Origin of the sequence: Streptomyces apricus, assembly GCF_008369065.1 — a bacterium.
Taxonomy (GTDB): Bacteria; Actinomycetota; Actinomycetes; order Streptomycetales; family Streptomycetaceae; genus Streptomyces; species Streptomyces apricus.
Map to the genome: position 1 here is coordinate 287,390 of NZ_VDFC01000004.1, position 8,442 is coordinate 295,831.

Annotated in this window: 7 protein-coding genes and 1 other annotated feature (1 of these 8 running past the window's edge); of the genes, 6 read left to right on the forward strand and 1 reads right to left on the reverse strand. The window is 69.7% G+C overall.

The window, feature by feature from the left end:
* The first annotated feature begins 465 nt into the window (after window positions 1–465).
* From FGF04_RS02025 to FGF04_RS02050, 6 genes are all read left to right on the forward strand, one after another.
* Window positions 466–774, forward strand: coding sequence for a hypothetical protein (locus tag FGF04_RS02025; RefSeq protein WP_107015212.1), 309 nt, complete (start codon window positions 466–468; stop codon window positions 772–774).
* A gap of 192 nt (window positions 775–966) precedes the next feature.
* Complete coding sequence (locus FGF04_RS02030) at window positions 967–1,806, forward strand: hypothetical protein (RefSeq protein ID WP_149509409.1); 840 nt, start codon at window positions 967–969, stop codon at window positions 1,804–1,806.
* Window positions 1,796–3,115, forward strand: a complete 1,320-nt coding sequence (locus FGF04_RS02035) for a hypothetical protein (protein ID WP_149509410.1) — start codon at window positions 1,796–1,798, stop codon at window positions 3,113–3,115. The genes FGF04_RS02030 and FGF04_RS02035 overlap by 11 nt, the downstream gene beginning before the upstream one ends.
* Window positions 3,112–4,671: an SCO6880 family protein gene (locus tag FGF04_RS02040; RefSeq protein WP_149509411.1), complete on the forward strand. Its 1,560-nt coding sequence runs from the start codon at window positions 3,112–3,114 to the stop codon at window positions 4,669–4,671. The genes FGF04_RS02035 and FGF04_RS02040 overlap by 4 nt, the downstream gene beginning before the upstream one ends.
* Window positions 4,672–4,677: 6 nt before the next feature.
* Window positions 4,678–6,102, forward strand: a complete 1,425-nt coding sequence (locus tag FGF04_RS02045) for an ATP-binding protein (RefSeq protein ID WP_149509412.1) — start codon at window positions 4,678–4,680, stop codon at window positions 6,100–6,102.
* 14 nt (window positions 6,103–6,116) lie between these two features.
* Window positions 6,117–7,631 (forward strand): P-loop NTPase family protein, encoded by a 1,515-nt coding sequence (locus FGF04_RS02050; RefSeq protein ID WP_149509413.1) that lies wholly within the window; start codon window positions 6,117–6,119, stop codon window positions 7,629–7,631.
* 13 nt (window positions 7,632–7,644) lie between these two features.
* On the opposite strand, the gene FGF04_RS02055 is transcribed toward FGF04_RS02050, so the two are convergent.
* Window positions 7,645–7,881: a GNAT family N-acetyltransferase gene (locus FGF04_RS02055; protein ID WP_223146330.1), complete on the reverse strand. Its 237-nt coding sequence runs from the start codon at window positions 7,879–7,881 to the stop codon at window positions 7,645–7,647.
* Window positions 7,875–8,442 (reverse strand) — a sequence feature (23S ribosomal RNA rRNA prediction is too short); it runs 286 nt beyond the window's last position. Its footprint overlaps the gene before it by 7 nt.

The window sequence follows — 8,442 nt, forward strand, 5'->3', positions numbered from 1 at the left end:
CCCCACGGGCACCCGCAGCCCCGGCCGCCCCGTCCGGGATAGCCTTCACCACGCAGAAAGAGGGACGACGTCTACACATCAGGAGACGTAGGACCGAAGGACATCGGCACGACGGACCGGCGCACACGGGACGGAGTCGGGGCCCGATGGACGGGCGAAGTCGGCCAACATCAGGCGGCACGCGCGTAAGAGGGGTTAACGACGGAACAAACCACAGGTTCCGCTTCCACTTCATTGCCCGGCGTGACCTGCCGTGATACACAGAGTGACGATGAGCGCCCTCGTATGCCGACCCTGCGCCCCCCGAGGGGTGCCGCGGACGCCGGTGACAAGGGATTCGTACGAAATCCGCCAACCAATGACGCCAAGTCGACATGCGACAGCGTCATTGTCAGCGACAATGGCGGTGACCTCTGCGCAGAGTGGCAGGGGAGGCAGAACAACCCACTAGGGGCGGTGACTTACATGCTTTTCGCAGCCGAAAAGGGCGACATCAACACGATCATCGGCGGAATCGCTCCGGACTGGGGCCCGTTCGGCACCCTGGGCAACGAGGCCCGGGTGATGATCGAGGTCGTGATGGCGGTCGCCATCCTCCTGTGTCTCGGCATCGCGATCTGGGGAGCGGCGAAGCAGCGCATCGGCGCCACGGCCCTGCGGGACACCTTCAGCGCGGAGCAGGGCAAGGGCTTGATCATCGCGGGGCTCACCGGAGTCTTCATCATCGGTTCACTGGGCACGCTCTTCACCATCGTGTACGGCATGGCCGTGTAGACGGCCGCCGGCCCGGTGTCCTCGGATCCGGCCGGGCACACCCGATCCCCCTCCACCCCACCCGTCCGTCGTGCCCACCGGCTGAGGTTGCGTTTCCCTGATGTCGAGTCACCACACCGTGCCCGCGCGGAAACCAGCGGAGCTACCGTCGTACGCGGCGGTTCAGCATGAGGTCGAGGGGGCGTACGCGGTATGAGTCTCGGCGACGAGAACGGAGCGCGCGGCGAAGGCGGCGGTTACGGGGGGACGGGCCAGACCCGTACGAGACTCCCCGACGCCACCGGCGACGTCTACGGCGGGGCGCGCCGCAGCACCCGCTCCTCCTCCCGCAGCCTCGTCACGGTGGTGGGCGTGGTGGTCCTCCTCATCGCGGCCATCGCCTTCGCGAACCGCGGCGGCGGCGACTCCACCTCGAACACCGGCACGAGCGACAGCCCGAAGACATCCGCGACAACGGCATCGGGCGACAAACCGGTGACGTCGAAGTCGGCCGGTGTACCGACCGGTTACCCGCACACCGAGCAGGGCGCGCAGAGCGCGGCGGCGAACTACGCGGCGGCGCTGGGCTCCGACGGCATGTTCAACACCGACAAGCGGCACGAGATCGTACGGACCGTCGCCGACGCCAGCACGCTGGACGAACTCCAGGCCGGGTTCGACAGGGACTACTCGGCGGCACTTCTGGACAAGATCGGCCTCAGCGAGGACGGCGGCGCGCCCTCCGGCAGCACCTTCGTCAACCGCACGCTGCCGGTGGGCACCAAGGTCACGTCCAGCAGCGCGGACGCGACGACGGTCCAGGTGTGGTGCAACAGCCTCTTCGGACTCACGGGGGACGCCTCCACCAACCCGGTGACCAGTGGCTGGTTCACCCTGACCGTGAAGCTGAACTGGGCCGAGGACGACTGGAAGGTCCTGGGGACCAGCCAGAAATCCGGCCCGACCCCCGTCAATGGCGACAACCCCGTCTCCGGGTCCGACGAGATCGGCAAGGCGGTCGAGGAGTTCGGAGGGTTCACGTATGCCCGGTAGCCCGCAGCGCGCGCTCAAGCTCACCGGCGTCGTAGCAGCCGTACAGACCGCGGTCGTACTGCTGGCTTCGCAGGCCCACGCAGCTCCGACGCCGTCACCGACCCCCTTGGAGGACTGCTCGCAGCTCGCGGGCCCCTCCAGGGACTATTGCGAGAAGGGGTCGAGCAACCGCAACGGCCCCTCCCTCGACGACCCCACCACCGCCCTCGACCCCCTCGCCTCCCTCGCCAAGGGCTGTGCGAAAGCCGCCTCCTGGACCATCGACAAGCTCAGCGAAGCCGTCCAGAGCACGGCCACCGTCGACTTCACGAACGCCACGTTCCTCCAGCAGTACGCCGTGGTCTTCGCCGCCTCGACCATCCTCACCCTCCTCCTGTGGCTGCTCGCGGTCGCCAAGCGCGCCGTGCGGGGCGTCCCCCTCGGCACGGCCATCGGCGAAGCCATCGGCTTCCTCTGGCTGACCGTCCTGGCCTCGGCCTTCACCCCCCTCGTCCTCTACACCGTCGTCTCCGCGACCGACGGCATCGCCGAGGTCCTCGCCAAGACCACCGGCAACCAGACCGACACCTTCTTCGGCAACTTCTCCGGCGCCCTCAACAAGGGCACCGACATCGGCGGCGGCCCGATCATGCTGATCGTGGTCTCCCTCGTGTCGATCCTCGCCGCCGGCGTCCTCTGGCTCGAACTGGTGATCCGCGCCGCCCTCCTCTACGTCGGCGCGCTCCTCGGCACCGTCGTCTACGCCGGCCTCGTCGACAAGAACCTCTGGGGCCACGTCCGCCGCTGGGCGGGCATCATGATCGCCGTCATCCTCGTCAAACCGGTCATCGTGATCGTCCTCGGCCTCGCGGGCGCCCTCTCCGCGGAGGACGGCCCCGACGCCTTCTCCGCCGTCGTCTCCGGCCTCGCGATCATCCTGCTCGCCATCTTCGCCAGCGCGATGATCTACCGCTTCGTCCCCGGCTTCGGCGACGAGATCGCCGGCGGCCGCAACAACCGCATCATGCAGGGCGCCGAGGGCAAGGCCGCGGCCGTCATCAGCTCGCCCGCCACCCTCGTCGCCCAGGGCATCAAGACCCACAGCAGCCGGGCCGACAACAACGGCGGTGGCGGAGGCGGCGGAGGCCGGCCCTCCAACCCCGTCTCCGGCGGCGTCGCCGCCCACAGCTCCCGCGGCTCCGGCGCCCCGGGGGGTGGCGGAGCAGTCCCCTCCGCCGCACCCCCGCCGCGCTCCAGCCCGGTGAACACCCCGCACGCCGGGAACAACCGCAACAGCAGCAACAACCGCACGGGAGGTGAAGGGCGTTGACGACCGATTCCCATGTGTCCCATCCGGTCACGCCCCGCCGTACATATCTGATCGGCCGCGCCCGGCCGAACGCGATCGTCGGCCGCAACCGCGAGTCCGGCGAGATCGGACTGATCATCGCGGGCGCGTTCCTCGGCATGATGTGCGGCCTGATCGTCCCCGTGCTCTCCCTGCGCATCGTGCTGCTCATGGGCTTCCCCCTGCTCGCCCTCGCCGCGGTCTACGTCCCCTACAAGCGGCGCACCTTCTACAAGTGGTTCGAGATCAACCGCAGCTACAAGCGCTCGCTGCGCCGCGGCACCGCCTACCGCAGCGACGTCATGGAGTCCGGCACCCGCATCGACGGCCGCGAGGTCGAGGTCGGCCCGCCCCCCGGCATCGGCCGCATCACCTGGCTCGCCGCCCCGTTCGGCCCGGACGAGATCGCCGTACTGCTGCACGCCGACCGCAAGACCGTCACCGCCGCCATCGAGATCGAGGGCCCCGGCGTCGGCCTGCGCGACAGCGAGGACCAGGAAGCCCTCGTCGACCGCTTCGGCACCCTCCTCAAGCACGTCGCCAACGGCGACGGCTTCGTCACCCGCATCCAGATGCTCGCCCGCACGCTCCCCGCCGACCCCGACGCCCATGCCAAGGACGTCTCCCTGCGCGGCGACGACAAGGCCCCCGGCTGGCTCCAGGGCTCGTACGAGCAGCTCCAGTCCATGGTGTCGACGAGCAGCGAACAGCACCGCGCCTACCTCGTCGCCTGCATGCACTACTCCCGCGAACTGGCCGCCGAGGGCCAGGCCATGGCCCGCGCCGCCCGCCCCAAGGGCGGCAAGAAGCTCGACAGGGACGCCGGACTCGCCGTCGTCATGGCCCGCGAGCTCACCGACATCTGCTCCCGGCTCCAGGAGGCCGACATCCGGGTGCGCCAGCCCCTCGGCCAGGGCAGGCTCGCCTCCCTCGTGCACTCGATGTACGACCCGGACCACCCCATCGACCACATCCAGGCGATGACCAAGCGCAACGCCTGGCCGGCCGAGCTCGACGCCATGGAGCCCACCTACCTCCAGGCCAAGACCCGCGAGTCCTCCACCCGCGCCCCCTGGTGCCACGCCACGGCCTGGGTGAAGGAATGGCCGATGACCCCGGTCGGCGTCAACTTCCTCGCCCCGCTGCTCGTCCACACCCCCGACGTCATCCGCACGGTCGCCGTCACCATGGACCTCGAACCCACCGAGATCGCCATCGAGCGGATGCTGACCGAGAAGACGAACGACGAGGCCGAGGCCAGCCGCCAGGCCAAGATGAACCGCACCGTCGACCCCCGCGACGTCGCCTCCCACAACCGCGTCGACCAGCGCGGCCAGGACCTCGCCAGCGGCGCCGCCGGCGTCAACCTCGTCGGCTACATCACCGTGTCGTCCCGCAACCCCGAGGCGCTGGCCCGCGACAAGCGGACGATAAGGGCCTCGGCCGGAAAGTCGTACCTGAAGCTGGAATGGTGCGACCGCGAGCACCACCGCGCCTTCGTCAACACACTCCCGTTCGCGACCGGCATCCGGAGGTAGGACTCTATGCGGGATCCGCTGTCCGTCCTCACGGAGGGCTTCACCTCCTTCCTCTTCGGCAAGGTCGAGACGKCCCGCCCGCCGGTACGCACCTCCACCGGCCAGGCCCAGGCCGTCTACCTGCCCACCGCGGCCCCCGGCCTCGGCGACTCCGGCGTCATCATCGGCCGCGAGGTCTACTCCGGGAAGGGCTACATCTACGACCCCTTCCAGCTGTACGGACAACAGCTCCCGGCACCGCACTGGCTGGTCCTCGGCGAGTCCGGCAACGGCAAGTCCGCGCTGGAGAAGACCTACGTCATGCGGCAGCTGCGGTTCAAGGACCGCCAGGTCGTCGTCCTGGACGCCCAGGGCGAGGACGGGGTCGGCGAGTGGAACCTCATCGCCCAGGCGCTGGGACTCACCCCCATCCGCCTCGACCCGACCGCCGCCCTGGACATGGGCATCCGCCTCAACCCCCTCGACCCGGCGATCACCACGACCGGCCAGCTCGCGCTGCTCCGCACGATCATCGAGGTCGCGATGGGCCACGGCCTGGACGAACGCTCCGGCTTCGCCCTCAAGGTCGCCCACGCCTACGTCAACGAGACGATCGTCGACCGCCAGCCCGTCCTCACCGACATCGTCGAGCAGCTGCGCCACCCCGAACCGGAGTCGGCGGAGGCGATGAACGTCGCCATAGACGACGTACGCGCCTGGGGCCTCGACGTCGCCCTGGTCATCGACCGCCTCGTCGACGGCGACCTGCGCGGCATGTTCGACGGCCCGACGACCGTCGGCATCGACCTCGACGCCCCCCTCATCGTCTTCGACCTCTCCCACATCGACCGCAACTCCATCGCCATGCCCATCCTCATGGCGATCGTCGGCGTGTGGCTGGAGCACACCTGGATCCGCCCCGACCGGAAGAAGCGCATCTTCCTCGTCGAGGAGGCCTGGCACATCATCAACAGCCCGTTCGTCGCCCAGCTCTTCCAGCGCCTGCTGAAGTTCGGCCGCCGGCTCGGCCTGTCGTTCGTGGCCGTGGTCCACCACCTGTCCGACGTCGTGGACGGAGCGGCCGCCAAGGAGGCCGCGGCGATCCTCAAGATGGCCTCCACGAGGACGATCTACGCCCAGAAGGCCGACGAGGCCAGAATGACAGGCCGCGTCCTCGGCCTGCCCCGGTGGGCGGTGGAGATCATCCCCTCCCTCACCCCGGGCATCGCCGTGTGGGACGTCAACGGCAACGTCCAGGTCGTCAAGCACCTGATCACCGAGACCGAGCGGCCCCTCGTCTTCACCGACCGCGCCATGACCGAGTCGTCGGCCGACCACCTCGCCGACGACGCCCTGCGCGCCGCCGAGCTGGAGGCCGAGGAGCGGGCCGCGGCCTTCATGGAGCACCACCTGAGCGACCTCGACGACTCGTCCGAGTCCACGGTGGCGTAGAGGAGCGACCCGAGATGAGACCGGACGAGCGCGACCGTCACCGCGGCGGCCAGGGGAGCGGTCAAGGAGGTGTCCCCGACGGCCTGCTGCTGGGCCTCCTGGCCTTCGGCCTCGGCATGACCGTGATGGTCTGGACGGCGACCGGCCTCGCCGGCCTCTTCGCCCACGGCTCCTGGCCGGACGGCACCGGCTTCCGCCGTACGCCCCTGGCCATACGCCGACTCGTCGCCGCGCCCCACGACCTGCCGGCCGCCTGGCCCGACACCCCACCGGACCAGCTCTCCGGGTACGGGCTCTTCTGGGGCCTGTTCATCGGCCAGCTCATGGTGCTGGTGGTGCTCACGGTGTTCGTGCTGGGCACGGTCGCCAGATGGCGGGCGGGCAGGACCCGCCGCAGGGAACTCGCCACGGCGGAAACGGGCCTTCCGATCAGGGACGACACCAACGAGACACGCGAGGCGCACGAGATCCCGCGGGCCCGGACGGCGGAGCGGCCCGACGCGGCACACCCACCGGTCCACCCGCCGACCCATCCACCGGTCGAGCACGTCACGGCGCCGCAGCCCTCGTCGGAGTACCTCGCAGCGGCCCCGGCCGCCAAGGCGGCCACACCGCCGCCGGAGCCTGCTCCTGTGGAGACCGCCGCACCGGCTGGCGGGTGGGAGAAACCCGTCCAGGCCCCGCAGGGCCCCGTCGTCCTCGGCCCGCCCGAGACCCGCCACCCCCTCGCGGTCCAGGCTATCCGGGACGCGGACGGCCCCGCCCTGGTCATCACCTCCGACCGCCTCCACTGGTCACCCTCCGCGGGCTGCGAGGCCAAGGACACCGCCAGGGCCCGCGCGGCGGCACTGCTCGCCCCGGTCCGCCCCACCGCCCGGATCGACCAGGCGGTCGCCGACACCGCCGAGACCCTCCTGCGCAGCTACCTCCACGCCGCCGCGGTCGACGGCCGCACCATCCGGCACGTCCACCGCTGGGCCCAGGGCGCACAGGTCCAGGAAGCCGTACGCATCCTGCGTACGAACCCGAAGGCCGCCGCCGGCTCCGCGGGCGAACTCGAAGCAGCCCTCACGTCACACCCGGAACGGCGCGACATCGCCCAGGAGCTGACCGCCCGGGCCCTCTCCTCCCTGTTCACGGTCAACGTCCGCGAAGCGTGCACCCCTCACCGAACCGACACCCTCACCCTGGATTCCTTCGTCGACGAAGGGGGCACGCTTTACGTGGTGGGTGAACCCATCGAGGACCCGAGGTCGAACCCCGGCGCCATGCCGCTCCTGACGGCCCTCGCCTCAAGCGTGGTCGAGCGCGGCCGGCGCATGGCCGAACGGTCATCCTCCGGTCGCCTCGACCCACCACTCACCCTCGTCCTGGACGACGTCGCCGCGGTGGCCCCGCTGCCCCAGCTCCCGGACCTGCTCACCGCGAGCGAGGGCACGTCCTCGAACCGCGGCCTGCCCACCCTGGCCCTCCTGCGCTCCCGCGAGCAGGCCCGCTCCCGCTGGCCCCAGCACGACCTCCCGGTGTGACCCCCGCCCCCGTTCAGGGCCGCTCGAACAGGAACTCCAGCTGCCGCGCGCCCGCGTCCCCGGGCGCCGGCACGCTCTTCCCGGTGGGTACGAACCCGAACTTCCGGTAGAAGGCCTCGGCCCGCCCGTTCCGCTCGTCCACGAACAACCGCACCCGGTCCACACCGGCGACGTCCCGGGCCCACCGCAGTCCGTGCGCGAAGAGCCGCTCGGTCAGCCCCCGCCCCCGTGCCTCGGGCCGCACGAACACCGCAACGACATGCCCCTGCCGTACGTCGATGACGTCCCCCAGCACAGTTTGATTGGCCTTTCACCCCTAACCACAGGTCATCCCCCAGGTTTTCAACCCTGGTGGGTTCGGTCCTCCACGACCTCTTACAGCCGCTTCAACCTGCCCATGGCTAGATCACTCCGCTTCGGGTCTTGAGCGCGCTACTGAATCGCCCTGTTCGGACTCGCTTTCGCTACGGCTTCCCCACACGGGTTAACCTCGCAACACACCGCAAACTCGCAGGCTCATTCTTCAAAAGGCACGCAGTCACGACGCAAGGAACAAGTTCCTTGCGCGACGCTCCCACGGCTTGTAGGCACACGGTTTCAGGTACTATTTCACTCCGCTCCCGCGGTACTTTTCACCATTCCCTCACGGTACTATCCGCTATCGGTCACCAGGGAATATTTAGGCTTAGCGGGTGGTCCCGCCAGATTCACACGGGATTTCTCGGGCCCCGTGCTACTTGGGTGTCTCTCAAACGAGCCGTTGATGTTTCGACTACGGGGGTCTTACCCTCTACGCCGGACCTTTCGCATG